Annotated in this window: 13 protein-coding genes; 12 read left to right on the forward strand and 1 reads right to left on the reverse strand. The window is 35.5% G+C overall.

The window, feature by feature from the left end; translation table 11 throughout:
* From ABWO41_RS05130 to ABWO41_RS05145, 4 genes are all read left to right on the forward strand, one after another.
* On the forward strand, positions 1 to 2,754 hold a 2,754-nt coding region (locus ABWO41_RS05130; protein ID WP_353134455.1), incomplete at its 5' end, for a response regulator.
* A 122-nt stretch (positions 2,755 to 2,876) separates the two neighbouring features.
* Positions 2,877 to 5,360, forward strand: a complete 2,484-nt coding sequence (locus tag ABWO41_RS05135; protein WP_353134458.1) for a glycoside hydrolase family 2 protein — start codon at positions 2,877 to 2,879, stop codon at positions 5,358 to 5,360.
* Positions 5,361 to 5,362: 2 nt separating this feature from the next.
* Positions 5,363 to 6,532 carry an alginate lyase family protein gene (locus tag ABWO41_RS05140; protein WP_353134461.1) on the forward strand — a complete coding sequence of 390 codons (1,170 nt, stop codon included), beginning with the start codon at positions 5,363 to 5,365 and terminating at the stop codon, positions 6,530 to 6,532.
* Between the two features lie 92 nt (positions 6,533 to 6,624).
* Complete coding sequence (locus ABWO41_RS05145) at positions 6,625 to 7,830, forward strand: glycoside hydrolase family 88 protein (RefSeq protein WP_353134464.1); 1,206 nt, start codon at positions 6,625 to 6,627, stop codon at positions 7,828 to 7,830.
* 133 nt (positions 7,831 to 7,963) lie between these two features.
* On the opposite strand, the gene ABWO41_RS05150 is transcribed toward ABWO41_RS05145, so the two are convergent.
* Positions 7,964 to 11,530 carry a BamA/TamA family outer membrane protein gene (locus ABWO41_RS05150; RefSeq protein ID WP_353134467.1) on the reverse strand — a complete coding sequence of 1,189 codons (3,567 nt, stop codon included), beginning with the start codon at positions 11,528 to 11,530 and terminating at the stop codon, positions 7,964 to 7,966.
* 159 nt (positions 11,531 to 11,689) lie between these two features.
* Between ABWO41_RS05150 and ABWO41_RS05155 the strand changes: the two genes are divergently transcribed.
* The 8 genes from ABWO41_RS05155 to ABWO41_RS05190 all read left to right on the forward strand — a co-directional run bounded on the left by ABWO41_RS05155 (position 11,690) and on the right by ABWO41_RS05190 (position 19,441).
* Positions 11,690 to 12,121 (forward strand): DUF2147 domain-containing protein, encoded by a 432-nt coding sequence (locus ABWO41_RS05155; protein WP_353134470.1) that lies wholly within the window; start codon positions 11,690 to 11,692, stop codon positions 12,119 to 12,121.
* Positions 12,122 to 12,391: 270 nt separating this feature from the next.
* Positions 12,392 to 14,539, forward strand: coding sequence for a response regulator (locus ABWO41_RS05160; RefSeq protein WP_353134473.1), 2,148 nt, complete (start codon positions 12,392 to 12,394; stop codon positions 14,537 to 14,539).
* A 103-nt stretch (positions 14,540 to 14,642) separates the two neighbouring features.
* Positions 14,643 to 15,044, forward strand: coding sequence for a cytochrome c maturation protein CcmE domain-containing protein (locus ABWO41_RS05165; protein WP_353134476.1), 402 nt, complete (start codon positions 14,643 to 14,645; stop codon positions 15,042 to 15,044).
* An 8-nt stretch (positions 15,045 to 15,052) separates the two neighbouring features.
* A complete protein-coding gene (locus ABWO41_RS05170; protein WP_353134479.1) occupies positions 15,053 to 17,488 on the forward strand; it encodes a heme lyase CcmF/NrfE family subunit in 2,436 nt (811 codons plus the stop codon).
* A gap of 5 nt (positions 17,489 to 17,493) precedes the next feature.
* Positions 17,494 to 18,273 (forward strand): Rossmann-like and DUF2520 domain-containing protein, encoded by a 780-nt coding sequence (locus ABWO41_RS05175; RefSeq protein WP_353134482.1) that lies wholly within the window; start codon positions 17,494 to 17,496, stop codon positions 18,271 to 18,273.
* Positions 18,274 to 18,302: 29 nt separating this feature from the next.
* Positions 18,303 to 18,635: a 2Fe-2S iron-sulfur cluster-binding protein gene (locus ABWO41_RS05180; RefSeq protein WP_353134485.1), complete on the forward strand. Its 333-nt coding sequence runs from the start codon at positions 18,303 to 18,305 to the stop codon at positions 18,633 to 18,635.
* Positions 18,636 to 18,648: 13 nt separating this feature from the next.
* Positions 18,649 to 18,891, forward strand: coding sequence for a Fe-S cluster assembly protein IscX (gene iscX, locus ABWO41_RS05185; protein ID WP_353134488.1), 243 nt, complete (start codon positions 18,649 to 18,651; stop codon positions 18,889 to 18,891).
* Positions 18,892 to 18,916: 25 nt separating this feature from the next.
* On the forward strand, positions 18,917 to 19,441 hold the full coding sequence (locus tag ABWO41_RS05190; protein WP_353134490.1) for a KdsC family phosphatase: 525 nt from the start codon (positions 18,917 to 18,919) through the stop codon (positions 19,439 to 19,441).
* Positions 19,442 to 19,481 lie beyond the last annotated feature (40 nt).

Raw genomic sequence — 19,481 nt, forward strand, 5'->3', positions numbered from 1 at the left:
ACAGTCGGACGAGACAATTCTCTAAGTTCTAATTTAATAAAGGATTTGGCTTTAGATGCCGAAGGAAATCTTTGGGCAACAACTTTTGAAGGCGGATTGAACGTTTTCAATACCAGAACAAGAACTTTTAAAAGTTCTTCTTTAAATTCAAACAGACTTTCGGTTTTACTGATAGATAGCCGGCAACAAATTTGGGTAGGGACCAGAAACGGCGTTTTTATCTACAATAAAGGTACAGGCAAATTTAATCTCGTAAAGATACCACACACCTTTGTTTATTATATTTTTGAGGATAGCGAAAACAGAATTTGGGTAGCATGCGAATCCGGCTTATTTTTAAAAGAAGCCAAATCCAAAAGGTTTGTTAATATTACCCTTAAAGATAACCCTTCGTGGTTTTTAAGAATTAATGCTATTTCAGAAGATTCGAAAGGAAAGCTCTGGTTTGCAACACACAATGGTGTATTAGTTTATACTTACAAAGATAAGTCAGTAAAGTTGTATACAGAAAATCAGGGACTGCCAACCAATACCGTACTTGGAGTAATAGAAGACAACCAGAAAAATATCTGGTTTAGTACAACCAAAGGATTGGCTAAGTTCGAAAAAGGTATTTTTAAAATTTATAATACAGCCGACGGGCTCGCTGGTAATGTATTTAACTATAACTCTTTTTTAAAAGACAGTAAAGGAGAGCTGTTCTTTGGCGGGTTTAATGGGTTATTAAGTTTCAGACCAGAGGATATCAAAGAAAACAAAAGCAAGCCAGAAGTTATTTTAACAAGTTTGCGCTTGTCGGATAAACCTGTATCTGTCGGAGATACAACTAAAATATTAAAAAAAGCAATCTGGCAGACATCAAAAATAGGTATTCCATATAACGAGAATGTTTTTAGTTTGGATCTGGCAGTGCTTAATTATATTAGCCCTGAAAAAAATAGATATGCTTACAAATTAGAAGGAATAGACAAGCAGTGGAACGAGCTCCAATCATCAAATATTTCCTTTAATAAACTCTCGGACGGAGATTACACTTTGCTATACAAGGGAAGCAATAATGATGGTGTTTGGAGCGATGTCAAAAAATTGCATATCACCATTTATCCTCCATTCTGGAAAAGTTGGTGGGCTTATCTTTTCTATTTAACTGTTCTTGCAGGTATTGCCTTTGTTTCCATCAGGTATTTCATTATGGAAGCACTTTTGAAAAAAGAACATGAAATTCACCAGCTTAAAATAGATTTCTTCCGAAACGTTTCTCACGAAATCAGAACACCACTTACTTTGATTTTAGGGCCATTGGAAAAGCTCATACAGGATATAGGAACAAATTCGACATTCAGAAATCAATTGCTTGGAATAGATAAGCATGTAAAACGGTTGGTCAAATTGATTAACGAACTTCTGGATTTTAGTAAGGTAGAAGCCGGGAGAATGTCGTTAAGAATAGAAAGAGTTAATCTGGTAGATTTTGTATATGATATCTATCAGTCTTTCCAGTATAAAGCCAAAGAAGGTGAAATAGAATATGAATTTTATAGCGAAAACCCGGTAATAGAGGCATATATAGATCAAAATCAATTAGAAAAAGTTATTTATAATTTACTCTCCAATGCTTTCAAGTTTACTCCAAACAACGGAAAGATAAAGATTAAAATACAAGAGAACAGAAACGATATTTCGGTTAGAATAATAGACAGTGGTAAAGGAATTGCAAAAGAAAACAAAACGAAAATCTTTACAGACTTCTATCAGGAGGATACCGACCAAAGAAGTATTGGAACCGGAATTGGCCTTGCATTATCTAAAAGCATTGCAAAACTTCATAAAGGCGATTTAATTGTAGAAGATATTGAAACAGCTACCGTATTTTGTTTGATTTTGAAAAAAGGACATGAGCATCTGGATGGCTTCCAATTTATTGACGATGAAACCTATAACGATGATATACAGACGGTTTTTTCTGGAGATACAGGTCGTTATACAGAAACAGAAATAGATATACCTGCCATTTTAGTTGTAGAAGACAATAAAGAAGTAAGAGACTTTGTTGTAGAAACTTTGAAAGACAGGTATAAAATGTATACTGCAGAAAATGGTAGTGAAGGCCTTAAGTTAGCGATGAATTATATTCCGGATATCATTATAAGTGATGTAATGATGCCTGTAATGGATGGAATTGAATTTTGCAAAGGTATAAAGACAGACGAAAGAACAAACCATATTCCGGTTATTCTATTAACAGCAAGGTCCTCAGAAGCAGATGAGCTGGAAGGATTAAAAACAGGAGCTGATGCCTATATCACCAAGCCTTTTACAATAGATAAATTGAAATATACAGTTTCTAATATGGTAGCTTCACAGGAAATTATGCGAAGCAAGTTTAGCCGAAGGCTTAGTTTGGAACCCAACCAGCCAGAGATAGAACACCCAGATGGAAAATTTATTGAAAAAGTCCTGCATTTATTAGAACAGAATATAGGTAATCCAGATTTTGGAGTAAATGACTTTGCTTATGAAATAGGAATGAGTACACCTATATTTTATAAAAAAATTAAAGCAATAACGGGTCTTACTGTAAACAATTTTATGAAGTCTTTTCGCTTGAAAAGAGCACTTCAACTTATGGAGCAGAAGCAGGGAACAATATCAGAAATTGCTTACATTGTAGGGTTTACAGACCCGAAATATTTTAGTAAAGAATTTAAGAAGCAATTTGGGAAAACGCCAACAGAGTTTATTTCAGGCCAATAGAGTTGAATTTTATAGAAAAGATTATCTTCTTTTTATAAAATTACCCCTCTTTTTAAAGAAAATATACCCAGATTAGACGACTTTATTTTAGGTTTGCTACAGTAACCCTAAATAAAGTTTTAATGAAAATTCCTTTTAAGATTAGTGCCGTACAAATTAAACTTATACTAATAAGTTTTTTAGTGTTAGCCGGACAGTTAGTATTTGCTCAGCAGTCTAAAAGACTAACCCAAAATTGGGAATATTTAAAAGGAGACTTAGGAAGTGTATGGGAAGCGATGCGACCAGCAAAACCGGGGTCTTCAGAAACTGTTCCTTTATGGTCTAAAGTATTTTTACCACATTGTTTTAATGAGATTGATGCGGTAGATCCGAAAGTTAATTATTATCAGGGAGCGGGATGGTACAGAACGACCCTTAAATTGGATAATCCTTATCAGAAAGGGCGTATTTTATTACATTTTGAAGGCGCCGGACAAAAAACAGAGGTTTATATTTATACTACTAAAGTAGGAAGTCATGTTGGTGGTTATGACGAATTTACCATAGATATTACCGAAGCCGTAGAAACATTTAAAAAAGACAAGCTTTTCAAGTCTCGGTTTAAAGGAGAAATTCCCATTGCAATCAGATGCGATAATTCCCGTGATTTAGAGATGATTCCGTCCGACTTATCAGATTTTAACTTGTATGGAGGTATTTATCGCTATTTAAATCTGGTTTATACCCCAGAAGTTTCTGTAGACAAACTTTTTGCATTAGCAGAAGTTGACTCTCGGGGCAAATCGGGGCAGCTGAAAATTACAGGACGATTTTATAATCCTAACGCTATAAAAACAGCGAATGTAAACGTATTGGTAAAAGATCCACAAGGTGAAACTGTTTTTACAGGCAAAAATAATATCTCGTTATCTGATTCCAATCAGGAGCTTTGGACTGCAAAATTGAACAAACCTGCGCTTTGGTCGCCAGATCAGCCTCAGTTATATACTGTGGAGCTCACTGTGAATGCAGATGGACAGGAATATAAGCATACAGAAAAAGTCGGTTTCAGACATTTTGAATTTGTTCAAAAAGGTCCGTTCATGCTGAACGGAAAAAGATTGTTGTTGAGAGGTACCCACAGACACGAAGATCATGCCGGAGTGGCTGCGGCTATGACAGAGGAGATGATTAAAACCGAGATAAAGATGATGAAGGATATGGGCGTTAACTTTATCAGATTAGGTCATTATCAGCAATCCAGAATCGTATTGGAAGAATGTGACAGATTGGGGATTTTGGTTTGGGAAGAAATTCCGTGGTGTCGTGGTGGTTTAGGTGGCGAAGTTTATAAGGCACAGGCCAGAAGAATGCTGACCAATATGATAGAACAGCATTATAATCATCCTTCAATAATTATCTGGGGATTGGGTAATGAAAATGATTGGCCGGGAGACTTTACACATTTCGACAAAGAACAGATTAGAGCCTTCATGAAAGAACTTCATGAACTAAGCCATAAATTAGATATTACAAGAAAAACAGCCATTAGAAGGTGCGATTTCTGTAAAGATATTGTAGATGTGTATTCTCCTTCTATTTGGGCAGGTTGGTATAGAGGAATCTATCAGGAATACAAAGAAGTCTCTAAAAAAGAAATGGAAGAAGTAAACCATTTTCTGCATGTAGAGTGGGGAGGCGATAGCCATGCCAGAAGAAATTCTGAAGAACCGGAGAAAATAGTTAACAGGTTAAAAATTGGTGCGGGTGCAGATGAAAGAGCTGGAGATGCGACTTTTTATGGTGGCGAGGCCCGTTTTTCTAAAGACGGAGACTGGAGCGAGAGCTATATTTGTAATTTAATAGACTGGCATTTGAAAGAACAGGAAACAATGCCCTGGTTAACGGGAGCAGCTTATTGGCCTTTCAAAGATTTTTCTACTCCGGTTAGACCAGAAAATCCTGTTCCTTATATGAACCAAAAAGGTGTTGTAGAACGCGATTTTACAAAAAAGGAAGCCTATTATGTTTTTCAATCTTATTGGACAAAAGAACCAATGTTGCACATTTCTGGTCATAACTGGCCTGTGAGATGGGGAGAAAAAGGCGAAGAAAAAGTAGTAAAGGCTTACTCAAATTGTGACGAAGCAGAGCTTTTTTTCAATGGAAAGAGTATGGGAGTTAAAAAGAGAAACAGCCAGAATTTTCCTGCTGCAGGTTTAAGATGGAATGTTGTTTTTAACGAAGGTAAAAATACGATTAAGGTAATTGCTAAGAAAGGCAAAACAGTACTTACAGACGAAATTACACAATATTACCAAACCGCTAAATGGGGCAAACCAGCAAAGCTTATCCTAGAGAAAATTGCGGACGAAAATGGAATTGCAACTTTAGAAGTAAAATTGTTTGATGCAAATAATGCTCAATGTTTAGAAGCTGCGAACTATGTTAGTTTTGAATTGGCCGGAGATGGCAAATTAATTGATAACCAGGGGACTTCTACAGGTTCTAATTATTTGCAGATGTATAATGGAAGAGCAATTATCAGAGTGATTAAAAATAATGGAAAAAGTGTAGTTTCTGCCAGATCTGAAGGCGTTCCTACGGTATTTATAAACTTATAATCATGAAAAAATATTTTAGGCTATCTTTTCTCTTCATCGTCGTTTCATTGAGTTTTCCTACCATAGGAAAATCCAACTCCAAATTTTATAAAGAGGCGGTTAAGGTAATCAAGAACGATGTTCTGGAAGAAGCAGCATGGGCTATGCAGCAAGAACCAATAACGGTTACTGCAGCCAGTAGCAGCAGAAGTGCAGGAGGGAAAAACGACTTTTTCTCTGAAGGTGATTACTGGTGGCCGGATCCGCAAAATCCGGACGGGCCTTATATCCAAAAAGATGGGATGACAAATCCTGATAATTTCGTTGCCCATAGGCTAGCAATGATCAGATTTGGAAGAATTATTGGATCTCTGGCCTCTGCATACAGAATTACCGGCGATAAGAAATATCTTTCTAAAATTGAGGAGCATTTAAAAGCATGGTTTGTTGCCAACAACACGAGGATGAATCCTAATTTACTTTATGCGCAAGCAATAAAAGGCCGATTTACAGGAAGAGGGATTGGGATTATAGATACCATTCATTTGATAGAAGTAGCACAAAGTGTTTTTATTTTGTCTGATAAATTGGATGCTGGTTTGGTGGCAAATGTTAAAGATTGGTTTAGCCAGTATTTAACATGGTTAATGACCCATCCTTACGGAAACGCGGAAATGAATGCTGCCAACAATCATGGGACCTGCTTTGTACTGCAGATAGCGGCTTTTTCTAAACTTACCGGAAATAAAGAACTGCAGGAGTTTTCCTCAAAACGCTATAAAGAAGTACTGTTGCCTAATCAAATGGCAAAAGATGGTAGTTTTCCTTTGGAGATGAAAAGGACAAAACCTTACGGATATTCGCTTTTTAATTTAGATGCCATGACAGCGTTAGTTCATATCCTGTCAACAAAAGAGAATAATCTTTGGAATTATAAAACCAATAAAGGTGTGTCTATAAAGAATGGAATAGAATTTATCTATCCTTTTGTGGTAGACAAATCCAAATGGCCTTTAAAGCCAGATGTTATGTACTGGGAAGAATGGCCGGTAGCTCATCCGTTCTTGCTTTTTGGAGCTTCTGTTTATAACAAAAAAGATTGGTTTTCTACATGGGCAAAATTAAAGCATCAGCTCACTGTGGAAGAAGTAGTAAGAAATATGCCTGTGAAATATCCTTTAATCTGGATGTGAAGTAAGGTCTAAATACCTGTTCGATATTGTTTAAAAGGTATTCGGGAGAACAAACCAGATGTAATTTATAATAAACACATAAAAAGAAACAGATGAAACTTAATCAGAATAAATTGGGCGGATTAGCTGTATTTGTAGCGCTGGCTTTATCTTCATGTTCTACAGCTATCCACACGCAGAAAATAGTTAAACATGCCCAAAGTCAAACAAACTTATTGCTTACCGAAATTCCAAAAGCAAATAATAAAAACGGAATGCTGGTATCGCCACGAACAGTAGAACAAGGCGAGTTGAGATTGGTAGCATCAAAGGACTGGACAAGCGGATTTTTCCCTGGCAATCTTTGGTATTTGTACGAGCTCACAAAAGACGAGGATAGAAAAGTGCAGGCTGAAAAATTTACTGCCCTTATAGAGAAGGAAAAAATGAACGGAACTACACATGATATGGGATTTAAAATCTACTGTAGTTTTGGGAATGGTTACAGATTAACGGGAAATCAGCATTACAAGGACGTCATAGTTCAATCTGCAAAAACCTTAATTACCAGATTCAACCCGAAAGTTGGCGCATTAAGATCCTGGGATCATAACAGTGATAAGTGGGATTTTCCGGTAATTATAGATAATATGCTCAATCTGGAACTTCTATTTGAAGCAACCAGATTAACAGGAGATTCTACTTATCATGATATAGCGGTTAAACACGCTAATACCACAATGAAGAATCATTTTAGACCAGATTACAGCACTTGGCATGTTATAAGTTATAATCCGGAAACGGGAGCAGTAGAGAAGAGAAACACACATCAGGGATATTCGGATGATTCGGCCTGGGCAAGAGGTCAGGCGTGGGGTATATACGGTTATACCATGTGTTACAGATATACCAAGAATCCGGCATATCTGGCTCAGGCAGAAAATATAGCTCGATTTATTTTCTCGAATAAAAATATGCCGAAAGATTTAATTCCGTATTGGGATTTTGATGCGCCAAAAATACCTGATGAACCAAGAGATGTTTCTGCAGCAGCCGTTATTTCTTCTGCTTTATATGAATTAAGTACTTATAGCAAAAAAGAAGATTATTTAAAACTGGCCAAAAAGATAACAGCAACAATTGCTTCCAAATATAAATCTGCAGACGGTATGAATAAAGGGTTCATATTAGACCATAGTACAGGTCATTATCCCAAAAATAGCGAGATAGATGTGCCCATTAATTATGCAGATTACTATTTTCTGGAGGGGCTGGTGAGAGAAGAGCGTTTAAAACATCATCAAGCTGTAGTACAATAAATATTTTAGTGTAATTTAAAGTTCAACCATATTGGAGAAATCTTCTTCAGAAAAACTTCTGATGGAGATTCCTCCTCTTTAGATATCATTGGGACCTGCCTAAAAGATGTAGAACTTTTCAAACAACCTCCAATTAAAACCTGAAACCAATATTCAACGAAAACACTTTATCTTCCGAAGAGATACCATATCCCAAAGAAACCAGTAAATTATCAAAGAAATTTATCCATACGCCTGGGCCATAGCCACTATGCCATTTGCTTGTTTCTAAATTATTCGAAAAGACACGTCCGGTGTCGTAAAAGCCAAATAAACCTATATCGCCGGCAAGAAAGTAACTCCTGATTTTTGTGAGCTTTAATCTGCCTTCCAGATTACTGTAAATAGTACTTCTGCCAGAATATCTGTCTGCTCTGTACCCCCTCAGATTTGTCAGGTTTCCGAGTGTATTGGCTTGATAAAAATTATAATCACCAATATTGGTGCTGGCGCCTACACGTAATGCAAATGTAAAAGGAATATTTACAGACGGTGTATAATAAGTTCTGAAATCCGTTTTTAAATTCACATGCTGATATTTATTATTACTTATTTGAGAAGAATAACTAATGCTGTTAGTCCATCTCCATCCATTTTTGGGATAAAAAATATTATCAGAAAAGTCGAAATTAAGATAACTGCTAAAATTTAAGAACCAATCTGTACTGGGGTTTTTGACAGCATATTCATTTAGGAAATGATATTCTTTTTGTTTTAAAATATGGAAATAAGACATGCCGGGGCCCAGCCCGAATGTTATTTTGTCTGATACGCGTTTTTGCAGAAAAGTATTAAATTTAGCATTCTTAGATCTTACCTGATAATATTTCAAATCGTTTAAATTATCCGAACTATTGCCATTTCCATAAAAATTAAAATCATATGCGGGGCCAATATATCTTCCGGTTAATACCAGATCGATGTTGTTTGAAAAAAGCGAATAAAAAGTGCTAAGATACTTTAATTCCAGCGCACCAGTTTTCGGAGCAACCAAAGCACCAACTTTTTGTTCAAATGAATAAGGCTCTTTTCTGAAACCCCGGTTTCTGATCTGATGAGAAATTCCGATACTAACAAAATCTGTAGCGTTATAAATCATGGCGTTAGGAGAGAAGCCAGACCTATTGTAAATAAAGTCATTCCTGGAAAAATCATTCACCCACTTTTCATCGGTAAGAATAAGTCTTGCCGGTTGCGCGTTTTGAATTTCGGACTTGTAGTTGTCATAAACAAACAGCTTTTTGTTTTTTGATTTGTTTTCAACATAGTCTATACCATCGCCACCCACATATCTTAATTTTATCGGTGATTTTGAAATGCCGGAAACGAATAAGCTATCATTTCCATCAAGAGAATATATTTGTAACTGTCGGGTATCCTTGTTAACGAAGATTCTGCCAAACGAGGTTAGCGATACAGAAGTAGAATCTCCATTTCTCTTAACCACAATTTTATCAGATTGGTTTGTAGCTACAATCTTAACGTCTTTTGAAAGCGTACGATAATATTTTTTTGCCGTTTCCGTCAGATTGTTTTTTCTGGCAATTAGTTTCTCCTCAAGCTCAATACCATCAATTTCATAAGATTCTTTAGGTAGCTGTTTTACAGCCATTTTTATAGTCTGGTCGTCCAGATTATTTTTTAAATAATTGGCAGTTTTCAGCCATTCTTCTTCTGAAAGTTCATTCAAAAGATTTCTATCCAGATTTCTTGCAGAAATAGCTAATTTTTCTGGCTTTTTTATACTATAATCAAAAGTTTGAATTTCTGGTACTAGTTTTTTTAGAAAAGAGGGCACATAACCATCTATTTTTGTGAAAAATTGCTTCCTGTTTTTACTAATCGGAGTATAAATAGTTGCTGATCCTTTTGTATTAGCTTGCCATAACCAGGTGTTTTCATCTCGGTGGTAATCTCCAATAAGTAAATCAAAAAGCCTGGTTTTTACATATTCTTTTTGATCTACTTTGACATGAGGATGATTATCAAGCTTGTGATAAAGCGTATCTGTATCAATTAGCTTATCTGTTTTGATTTTCCTTTCAAGAATACCGATGTGTCCTCCAAAACCGGACAAATTTTCTTTTAACAAACGCGTGTAAGGAAGATAAAATATTTGTGAACCTAAGGCAGGCAAACCGGCTTTTTGAGCAAGATAATCTACAATTACTGCACCATAGGGTTGAGATGTAGAAGTTTGGTCCCGTATAATATCTTCAACAATAGTTGCGTCAAATCCTTTGGGTAATAGGTCGTGAGGATTGCTGTTGATTAATCTAAAAGTATATTCGTTAGCATTTTTGTCCTGCAAAATCAGTGCGCTGTCCGTAGAGCTTATTACGCTTAGCCCCCCTTTCTCCCGAGTAAGATCAAGATAGGGAAGGCGAACAGGAGTGGTCCAGCTCTTTCTATATTGTTTACCAAAAGTTTTTTCTTTTTTTCTGGACGAAGCATACTCACTTCCGGCAGCAACTAATTTGGTAGAATCCTTATAATCAATAGCTTTTTCCTCCGCAATATCCGATTTATCTCCCTGCAAACCATATAAAGGTTTTTTGTAAATTAAAGTACCACCATTTTTGTTTTCATCAGGAATATAAAATTCTACCCAACATTGCCCATTTTCATAATAGTTTAGTTTAGCATAACCTAAACTGCCGATTCCGAAAAGAGCAGGCTCCACATTAAAAACTTTCCTGTTTACGCTTCCCCCTCCGCTTATTATCTGATTAATATCCGCATCTTTAATTAATTGTAGGGCGTGTTCGTGTCCACTCGCAATAATAATATTCTTTTTATCCTTTACAATATTCACAAGTGATTTCTTCATATGCTGATATTGAGGATTGTTTAAGTCCTGCTTAGATACACCATATTGCCTGATAACCGGATAAAGAGAGCCAACAATAGGTAAGGGGAGATACAAATTCCTGTTGATATTGGTAAGTGGAAAAATATGGTCTTTAAGAGAAAAGAAGCCACTATGTACTCCGGTTGAATAAATGGGATGATGCTGGGCAATTAAAATATTTCGCTTAGAATTTTGATTAATCATTTTCTCAATCTCTGTATAAGCGTCCTGTCTTTCTGAAGGGAAAGTTTTGTGCTTATCCAGTAATAGCTCCGAATGAATAAAAATAATGCTGAGATCAGTGTTCAGATCTACCTTTTCCACTATCGAGTTGCTGTTTCTGGGAAAAAAAGCAGAGTGCTTTTGATAAGCATCTACAAATAGCTGCTCATTTAAGATACCCGCATTGCCTTTTTTCCAATCCAGATTACCAGAAATAAAGAAAGTTTTTCCTTTAAATTTGTTCGCAACCTTCAATTGTTCCAGTAAAATAGCTTCTTTTTTTGAATCAGATTTAGATCGGTTTCTTTCCATAGGCGACGGATAAACATTATCCCCCAAAAAAATCAGAACATCATCTTTATTCGACGCACTGACATCGTTTTGAAGAATGTTTAACACAATACTTCCTTTTTTAGGGGATAGATAACCGGCATCGCCAACGAGAAATACACTGTACATTAGTTTAGAAGAGTCCTGAATATTGTTTTTTTGCCATTCTTTTTCACTAAGCCCATAGAATGGTTTTTGTGCATGTGATTTAAAACATAGAAAAAGAGAAAACAGGAGATACAGGTATTTATCTGTCATACTAATAAAATGTCGGCCGTTATTTCCATAAAAACACCAGCATTAAATATAAGTTTTGAATATAACAATCAAACAATGGTAACAATGTCGTGTTATATTTCAGGTAATTTTTTATGCAAGCATAATAATTTTTATATTTAATTATATAATCCCAAAGACATGAAAAAAGTAGTAATTCTATTCGCTTTTATTTTTACAAGCACAGTCGTGTTGGCTCAAAAGTCTGATGAAATCATAGGAAAGTGGTTAAATAAAGATAAAGAAGCTCACCTTCAGATCTATAAAAAAGGAAATAAATATTATGGTAAGCTCGCTTGGCTTAAAAATCCGAACGATGAGAGCGGACAGCCTAAAAAGGATAGTAAAAATCCTTCCGGGGAATTAAAGGGCAGACCATTATTGGGCCTTGAAATTTTAAAGGGTTTTGAGTACAAAAATGGAACCTGGGAAGATGGAACCATTTATGACCCTAAGTCGGGAAAAACATATAGCTGTAAAATGACGCTGGATGGCAAAAATAAATTAAATGTTAGAGGGTATGTAGGTATTTCTTTAATAGGAAGAACGGAAGTATTTACCCGTGTAGATTAACGAAATTGCTGAATTTAGTTGAAGCCTTTGCATGTAAAGCAGAGGCTTTTTTTATTGATTGTTAATGGGTATAAATCTTGTTTTTAAAGGAATGGATATCAGGAGTGTAAATCATTAAATATCACTTCTGAATATTTGAGATAAGGTTTCTTCGAATAGAAGCAAAGTAACGTGAAAAGAATATTGTGTCAATTCTGAGGTAAAAAGGGGAAAAATATTCACATTGTTACAGGGTATAACAGGTACATCATTGAACTGGGAAATTATTGTATGAAAAAAATTACATCGATATATCGTTGGCTGTTGCTGCTGATATTGTCGTTTATTCTTTTCTTTCTATTGATAAGTTTGGCTAACAGGAAAAGTGCTAAGGCCAAATTCGAGCAAAATTTTGTTGAATTTAAAAGAAACGACAGATACGCTTCGCTGATTGATAGTAGTTTTTACCAATTATTGAAGATAGAAAATAACCTTCAGCTTTTTGCCGTTACCAAGCGGGAAAACTATTACGCACAGTATCTGCAATCTTTGAATAAAATGAACATCTGGATAGATAGCCTGGACTATTATTTAAATGAGCAAACTCAAGTGAATAATGGCTTGGATAGTCTGATGAAACAAAAGATTGAAAGAATGCGAGTTTTTGTTTCACTGAAAACTCTAAACGATTCTTTAATTATTTACGCCGGAAAGCTTCAGGAAAATATAGGCACAGAAGACATTAGGCCCACTTTGCTTCCTGCGGATATCAGGCATTTAGAATCCGTTTATGTTACTTCAACAACCAACATTGTTCCGGTAAAGACTAATAAAAAGCTCTTTGGAAGAATTAAAGATGCGATTTATAATAAGGATCTGGATTTTGATACACTGAAAAATAAGAATATAAAAACAGAACTGGATTCGGACGAAGCGTGGGCAAATAGAGCAAAACAAGCAGAAAATATTAAAAAGTATAATCTTGTTTTGAATAGTGTTGTAGAAAGGTTAGTAAATAATCACAAAAAACTTCATGCAAAACAAACCGAATTATTTATAAGTAATAACCAGTTATTAGTAAAGCTAAAAGAAGCATTGCAAACTTTAAAGAGTTTAGATATTGAGAGATATAATACCGAAAAACTAAAAACAGAAACTAAAAAAAGCTTAGATATTATTGATAAGTTTTATGAAAATGTTTTATTAATTAGCGTTATTCTGGTACTTATTATCCTTTTAAATATCTGGTCTTTATATAAAAATGAAAAGAAATTAAAAAAAGCAAAAGAGGTGGCTGTAAAGCAGACCAAAATAAAAACAGATTTTCTGGCGCATATGAGTCACGAAATCAGGACCCCTCTCAATTCCATACTCGGTTTTTCGGAACAACTAGAGAAAAGTGAACTTTCTGATGACCAAAGAAGACAATTAGTGTCGGTACAAAGTGCATCGCAGATTTTATTGTCCATAGTCAATGATATTTTGGACCTCTCTAAAATAGAAACGGGTAAATTGAATATCCAGAATTTTCCATTTTTTCCCAGAAAGACAATAGATGATATTGTTTCGACCCTTAAAATCCATGCCGATAAGAAAAATCTGCAACTTTTGGTAAACTACCATTTCGATCAGAATATCCGGTTAAATGGAGATGAATACCGTTTGAAGCAGGTTGTTATAAATTTGGTAACCAACGCTGTGAAATTTACCAAAAGTGGTTCTGTAACAATTAATGCTGTAATCAGTGAAAATTGTGTAATGAGGATTGAGGTTATAGATACAGGGATAGGGATAGAAAAAGAAAACCTTAATATGGTTTTTGATGAATTTACACAAATCATAAATAAGAACGATCATAACAGGCATAACGGAACTGGTTTAGGACTGGCTATCTGTAAGAAAATTATAGAATCGCAACGTGGTTTTATAGGTGTAGAAAGTGAAGTAGGTAAAGGTTCTAAGTTCTTTTTTGAAATCCCTTACAGCAATTGTAAAGAAGTTATGCAAACTAAAGAAACCCAATTTGTGGCAGGAAAGACTGTAAACCCGATGGATAACAATCAACTTTTGGATAAAAAGATACTGGTTGCCGATGACAATCTGATGAACATTATGCTGTTAAAAGCTATTTTTAAAAAATGGGGTGTCGCTTTTGATGAAGCCAGAGATGGTTTAGAAGCCCTGGAACTTTTTAAAACAAGGCATTACGACATTTTATTGACAGATATACAAATGCCTAAGCTGGATGGTGTCGAGCTGGCCAAGGAAATCAGAAGTTATCCGGAAAGAGAAAAAGCGAAACTGCCGATAGTTGCAATAACCGCCAATTCAATGGAAGACGATGTTATTACTTACAAAAAAGCTGGTATAGATGGCTGTTTAGTTAAACCGTTTAAAGAAGAAACGCTTTATTCTAAAATTTTGGAACATCTTAATTAGTTTAGAACAATTCTAATTAAGATAACATTCTTGATATATTTCCTGTCTAGCATTATCGTTTTGTATTTTTGTAATTGGTTAAATTTAAAATACTTCGATTTTTATGAAAAGGAGTTCAATTATCGGAATAGTTATTATAGCAATAGCTATAGGCGTAATTATGAGTACTTACGCAGATAGCAGCACTTACGGAACTTTTTCCGATGCCCAAGAAACCCAGAAAGAATTGCATGTGGTGGGTAAGTTGCAATTGAATAAAGAGGTGGTATACAACCCTCAGGTAGATGCAAATCATTTTTCTTTTTACATGATAGACAACAATGGGAAGGAATGTAAAGTCGTGTTTGCCGGAAGTAAGCCGCAAGATTTTGAGCGTTCCGAGCAAATTGTTCTAACAGGAAAAATGGTTGGTGACAGTTTTCAGGCAACTAAAATATTAATGAAGTGCCCATCAAAATATACAGACGATAAGGTAGAAATAAAAGAAGTTAAAGCCGTTAGCTAAATTTTTAAATGGATATACAATTTGTAGGTGAACACCTATTGCCTGGTAAACTAGGACAGTTCTTTATCATACTTTCCTTCGGAACATCGCTTTTATCTTTAGTAAGTTATTATTTCGCAACTGTAAATAAAGATGAATCCTGGACTAAAATTGGACGTTTTAGTTTTTTATTAAACGGAGCCGCTATAGTTGGAATTGGTGCGTGTCTTTTCTATATCATATATAATCACTATTTCGAATACCATTATGCATGGTCTCACTCTTCCAGGACCCTGCCTGTATATTATATCATTTCCAGTTTCTGGGAAGGTCAGGAAGGAAGCTTTTGGCTTTGGGCCTTCTGGCAGGCGGTATTGGGGTTTGTCCTGATATTCAGAACAAAGTCGTGGGAAAGTTCTGTAATGACTGTTATAGCATTATCTCAAGCTTTCCTTTGCTCGATGCTGATTGGTGTAGAAATTTTTGGTGTAAAAATAGGTTCGTCACCTTTTATCCTGCTAAGAAATGCTGTTGAAGCTCCTATTTTCGCAAGAGCAGATTATTTATCGCTGATAGCAGACGGAAATGGATTAAATCCATTGTTGCAGAACTATTGGATGGTTATTCACCCTCCAACATTATTTTTAGGTTTTGCAGCTATGATAGTTCCTTTTGCCTATGCTATAGCAGGTGTGTGGACTAAGCGCTACAAAGAATTAATAGGATATGCCTTACCATGGTCTTTGTTTGCCGTAGTCGTATTGGGAACAGGTATTATTATGGGGTCATTCTGGGCCTATGAAGCACTTAATTTCGGTGGTTTCTGGGCATGGGATCCGGTAGAGAATGCTTCTGTTATTCCATGGTTAACACTTATAGCTGCGGTTCACGTTTTAGTTGCGTATAAAAACACCGGTCATAGCTACTTTACAGCACTATTCTTAATTATTATCAGTTTTATACTGGTACTTTATGCATCTTTCCTAACCAGAAGTGGTATCCTTGGCGAAACTTCTGTACATGCATTTACATCTATGGGAATGGATACGCAGTTGTTGATATTTATGGGGGTTTTTGTAATCATTCCATTATATCAAATCATCAGACACTGGAAAAATTTCCCAATCAGTAAAAAAGACGAGGAAACGTATTCCAGAGAATTTTGGTTATTTATAGGTGCAATTACTTTATCAGTATCTTGTATTCAAATTATAGCAACGACATCTATTCCGGTATTTAATAAAATATTTGGTACAGACGTGGCCCCACCAACAGATGTAATTCAGCACTACAACAAATGGCAGTTAGCATTTTTTGTTATAGTAGCTATTTTATCGGCTTTTTCTCAATTCCTTAAATACAAACGTACCGAAGCTGGAAAGTTCTATATCAGTATTGTCGTTTCGCTGGTTGCTTCTATACTAATTGCCGGAGTTTTTGTGTATATCACCGATGTGTATCACAATTTAGGATACATCTTGCTAGTTTGGTCGGCAGTATTTTCAATTATCTGCAATGCTAAAGTTTTAGGCGAAGCCATAAAAGGAAAGTGGAAACTGGCGGGTTCTTCCATCGCACATATTGGCTTTGGTATGCTTTTAATTGGAGCTCTGGTAGCAGCAGCAACCAGTAAAGTTGTTTCTGTTAATAATACAGGTATTGGTTTTGGAGATGAATTTGCGAAGAATAATAACCCTCGAGAGAACATTATTCTTTATAAGAACGAGCCAATAAAGATGGACAGGTATACTGTGACCTATCTTGGGGATTCTACATCAGGAGTAAATACTTATTATAGAGTAAATTATAGAACTTTTGATGATAAGGGTAATGTAAAGGAAAACTTTAATCTGTATCCTCATGCACAGCAAAACGCAAAAATGAGACAGATAGTTGCTTCTCCTGATACCAAACATTATTTACTTCATGACATTTATACTCACGTAAGCAGTGTTCCTTTAAAAGAAGAAGAACATGTTCATGATGAGCATAGCGATCATTCTGAAGACGACCATTACGAAGAACCTGTTCCTCATGAAGTTTCTGTAGGTGATACCATCAGGCTAAGAGAATCAAAAGTAATTGTAAAGGGAGTCAATAGAAATGCGACCATTCAAAATATTCCACTTAATAAAGAAGATGTGGCTATAGGTATGCAGCTGGAAGTAATTAATGCTGGCGGTACTTATAATGTAGAGCCTATCTTCTTAATAAAAGGGAATACGAAAGTTGATTTTGGTAAAAAAGTAGATGAAGCAGGACTTAAATTAAGATTTACTAATGTTCTTCCTCAAAAAGATAAATTGGAGCTTACCGTTTATCAGAAGCCAAAAGAAGATAAAAAAGATTGGATTGTATTGAAAGCCGTGATGTTCCCTTATATCAATTTATTCTGGGGCGGAACGATTATTATGGTTATTGGATTCATTATTTCTATCTTTAGAAGGTCTAAAGAATTGAAATAATTAATATGAACATTGCTATTTTAGGAGCTGGAAACGTTGCCTGGCACTTGTCTAAAGCCTTTATTATGGCAGGGCACCCGGTAAGGCAAATTTGGAACAGAACCGTAGAAAAAGCTGCAGATTTGTCGTTTGAGATAGGAGGGAACTCTATTAGCGATTTATCTCAGATAAAAGAAGAAATAGACTTAATTGTTATAACGGTAAGTGACGAAGCTATTGAACAGGTAGCTTCATCACTGAAACCGAGAGACCATCAAATAGTAGTTCATACCTCCGGATCTACTTCAATAAATGTTTTAAAACCCTATGCGAAGCAAGTTGGAGTTATCTATCCGCTGCAAACCTTTTCGAAAGATGTAGCAATAAACTTTTCAGAAATTCCCTTTTTTTTAGAAGCCTGCCGTCCTGATGTTTTGACTGACTTGAAACGGGTAGTTGGTCAGATAACAAAAAAAGTGGAAGAGGCAGACTCTGCACAAAGGATGAACTTACATATTTCTGCAGTATTTGCCTGTAATTTTACCAATCATTTATATTCTATAGCAAGCGATATTTTAGAAAAATACAATTTAAGCTTCGATTATATTAAGCCGCTTATTCTGGAGACTGCAAACAAAGTGCTTCAGGCAACTCCGAAAGATGTACAAACTGGTCCTGCAAGGAGACATGATAAGAATACAATGCAGAAACATCTAGATATGCTGTCATCTGATTTGGATAAGCAGGAATTGTATCGCTTAATCAGTCAGCGCATTGTTAAAATGTATGACGAAAATCGGGCTTAGCATAAATAAATTGTTATTTTTGCATCGACATGAACGTTTATAAAGTAAAAATAAATTTTGAAGAAAAAGGTCTGAACCCGGTAGAGCTTGACATTGCAGAAGGAGAGTCTGTATTGGACGTTTGTCTTGAAAACGGGATAGAGCTTCAACATAACTGCGGTGGTGTTTGTGGTTGCAGTACCTGCCATATATACGTAAATTCGGGAGAAGACAATGTTCAGGAAATCTCAGATAAAGAAGAAGATTTCATAGACAGAGCCGTAAATCCAAGAATTAACTCAAGACTAGGCTGTCAATGCGTAATGATTGACGGAAATATTGAAATAACTATTCCAGACCAATCTCAGTTTTTGGGACATTAATAACTAATTTTAGATGAACAACGAAAAGTTTGCATTACCAATTCATTGGAATGATTACGAAGATATAGCTATGGGCTTATATGAGAAATTTGGAGACGATTTCAATGAGTCGAAAATCTATCGTATCAGGTTTACAGATTTAATGAACTGGGTTTTAGAAATTCCAAATTTTGCCGGTACAAAAGAAGAATGTAACGAAGGGCATCTGGAGCAAATTCAGTCTGCATGGGTTTACGAATGGCGAGATAACCAATAATCAAAATCAAAAAAATATTTTTAAGATGCTCCATCAACTCAACCAAATCAGAACATTTATTTTTGATGTTGATGGAGTATTGACTAATGGTAATGTTTTAGTAACCGAAAATGGTGAACAGTTAAGGCAGTTTAACATTAAAGATGGTTATGCTTTACAATTGGCTGTAAAAAAAGGTTACCGGATTGTTGTCATTTCGGGAGCTAAATCTCTGGGAGTACAAAAGCGATTGCTGGGATTAGGGATAACAGATATTTTTTTAGGTGTTTCCGATAAAATAGCTGTTTTTAATAAATATCAGGTAGAACATCATTTGGAACCTTCACAAATGGTTTATGTAGGGGATGATATTCCCGATTTACAGGTTATGCGTTTGGCTGGCCTGGCTGTTTGTCCTAAAGATGCGGTAGAAGAGATTAAGGAAATTTCACATTACATTTCTCCAAAGAATGGCGGAGAAGGGGTTGCCAGAGATATCATAGAAAAAGTACTTAAAATTCAGGGGGATTGGAGTGATATAAAACCAAGCGCCCATGACGGTTCTTTATAAGCACTAATGTTTCTCATAAACAATAATCAATACTAAATCT

The organism is Pseudopedobacter sp., from assembly GCF_040392825.1.
Classification (GTDB): domain Bacteria; phylum Bacteroidota; class Bacteroidia; order Sphingobacteriales; family Sphingobacteriaceae; genus Pseudopedobacter.

Bases quoted from the DNA above. Each gene is read 5' to 3' on its own strand.
- ABWO41_RS05190 (WP_353134490.1), top strand. From the start codon at position 18,917: ATGCTCCATCAACTCAACCAAATCAGAACATTTATTTTTGATGTTGAT.
- ABWO41_RS05135 (WP_353134458.1), top strand. From the start codon at position 2,877: ATGAAAATTCCTTTTAAGATTAGTGCCGTACAAATTAAACTTATACTA.
- ABWO41_RS05150 (WP_353134467.1), bottom strand. From the start codon at position 11,530: ATGACAGATAAATACCTGTATCTCCTGTTTTCTCTTTTTCTATGTTTT.
- ABWO41_RS05175 (WP_353134482.1), top strand. From the start codon at position 17,494: ATGAACATTGCTATTTTAGGAGCTGGAAACGTTGCCTGGCACTTGTCT.
- ABWO41_RS05165 (WP_353134476.1), top strand. From the start codon at position 14,643: ATGAAAAGGAGTTCAATTATCGGAATAGTTATTATAGCAATAGCTATA.
- ABWO41_RS05170 (WP_353134479.1), top strand. From the start codon at position 15,053: ATGGATATACAATTTGTAGGTGAACACCTATTGCCTGGTAAACTAGGA.
- ABWO41_RS05140 (WP_353134461.1), top strand. From the start codon at position 5,363: ATGAAAAAATATTTTAGGCTATCTTTTCTCTTCATCGTCGTTTCATTG.
- ABWO41_RS05145 (WP_353134464.1), top strand. From the start codon at position 6,625: ATGAAACTTAATCAGAATAAATTGGGCGGATTAGCTGTATTTGTAGCG.
- ABWO41_RS05180 (WP_353134485.1), top strand. From the start codon at position 18,303: ATGAACGTTTATAAAGTAAAAATAAATTTTGAAGAAAAAGGTCTGAAC.
- ABWO41_RS05160 (WP_353134473.1), top strand. From the start codon at position 12,392: ATGAAAAAAATTACATCGATATATCGTTGGCTGTTGCTGCTGATATTG.
- iscX (WP_353134488.1), top strand. From the start codon at position 18,649: ATGAACAACGAAAAGTTTGCATTACCAATTCATTGGAATGATTACGAA.
- ABWO41_RS05155 (WP_353134470.1), top strand. From the start codon at position 11,690: ATGAAAAAAGTAGTAATTCTATTCGCTTTTATTTTTACAAGCACAGTC.